Source organism: Corallococcus sp. Z5C101001, assembly GCF_007352635.1.
Classification (GTDB): Bacteria; Myxococcota; Myxococcia; order Myxococcales; family Myxococcaceae; genus Corallococcus; species Corallococcus silvisoli.
This window is the reverse complement of sequence record NZ_VKLU01000056.1, coordinates 1-1,583: the sequence shown is the minus strand read 5'-3', so window position 1 is coordinate 1,583 and position 1,583 is coordinate 1. Positions and strand designations below refer to the sequence as shown.

Sequence of the window (1,583 nt, the reverse complement as noted above, 5' to 3'; positions counted from 1 at the left end):
CACGGGGACGAAGGCGGCGCCGGCCTTGAGGATGGCGAGGATCGCCGTGACCAGCTCGAAGGAGCGCTCGACGGCGAGGCCGACGCGAGCGCTCGGGACGACGCCCAGGGAGATCAAGTGGTGGGCCAACTGGTTCGCACGCGCGTCCAGCTGTGCATACGTCAACGTGGCATCCCCCATGACGAGCGCCGCGGCATCCGGCGTGCGCTGGGCCTGCTGTGCGAAGTGGACGTGGACGGGGACGTCCATGGGGCTGGGGACGGCGGTGTCATTCCAGTCCACGAGGATGCGCTGGCGCTCCTCGCTGGAGAGCAGCGGCAGCTCCGCGAGGGACAGCCGAGGCTGGGTGGCCACGGCCTCCAGCAGCGTGAGCAGGTGGCTGGCCATCCGCTCCACGGTGCCGTGCTTGAAGAGCGCGGTGCTGTACCCGAGCCCGCCGACGAAACCCTCGGGCGAGTCCTGCAACGTCAACGTGAGGTCGAACTTGGCGGAGTGGGCCTCGGCGGCGACCTGCTGGAAGGTGAGGCCCGGGATGCGCAGGGCCTCCGTGGGGGCGTTCTGCAGGGCGAACATCACCTGGAAGAGGGGGCTGCGGCTCGGGTCGCGCACGGGCTGCAGGACTTCGACGAGCTTCTCGAAGGGCAGGTGCTGGTGCTCGTAGGCGGCGAGCGTCGTGCCGCGCACCTGGGCGAGCAGATCGCGGAACTTCGCCTCCGGCTCCACGCGAGAGCGCAGGACGAGGGTGTTGACGAAGAAGCCGATGAGGCCTTCGGTCTCCGCCTGGGTGCGGCCGGCGATGGGCGTGCCCACGCTGATGTCGTCTTGCGCGGAGTAGCGCGACAGGAGGACCTGGAACGCGGCGAGCAACACCATGAACGGCGTGGCGCCCTCACGCCCGGCCAGCGCCTTGAGGGCTTCGGACGTCGACCGCGGGATCCGGACGGAGAGGGCCGCGCCCTCATGGGTCTGGATGGCCGGACGCGGGAGGTCGGTCGGCAACTCCAGCGCGGACGGTGCACCCGCGAGCTGCTGCCTCCAGTACGCCAACTGTGCTTCCAGCGTCTCCCCCTGGAGCCACTGGCGCTGCCTCGCCGCGAAGTCCGCGTACTGAATGGGCAGCGGCGCCAACGTGGGGGCGAGGCCCTGGGTGAAGGCCTCGTAGAAGGCGACCAGTTCCCGGACGAGGACGCCCATGGACCAGCCGTCGGAGACGATGTGGTGCATCGTCACGAGCAGCAGGTGCTCTTCGGAGCCCAGCCGCACCAGGGCGGTGCGCAACAGCGGGCCCGTGGCGAGCTGGAACGGCTGGCGGGCGTCCTCCGTGATCCTGCGTTGGGCCTCGGCGTCGCGCTCGGCTTCGGGGAGCGTGGAGAGGTCCAGGAGCGGCAGTGTCCACGCGTCCGGCATGTGGACGTGCTGGATGATCTGACCCTCGTGCTCACGGAAGGTGGTGCGCAGGGATTCGTGGCGGGCGACCAGCGCCTCGAAGGCGCGGCGCAGGGCCTCCACGTCCACGTGGCCCGTGAGCCTGAGGGCCGTGGGGATGTTGTACGACGCATCCCCGGGGGTGAGCTGATCCAGGA

Annotated in this window: 1 protein-coding gene; it reads right to left on the bottom strand. The window is 70.2% G+C overall.

Translation table 11 applies throughout. The features are described from left to right. Nucleotides 1-1,583, bottom strand: a 1,583-nt coding sequence (locus FOF48_RS36170; protein ID WP_143909562.1) for a condensation domain-containing protein, incomplete at both ends; no start/stop codon positions are given.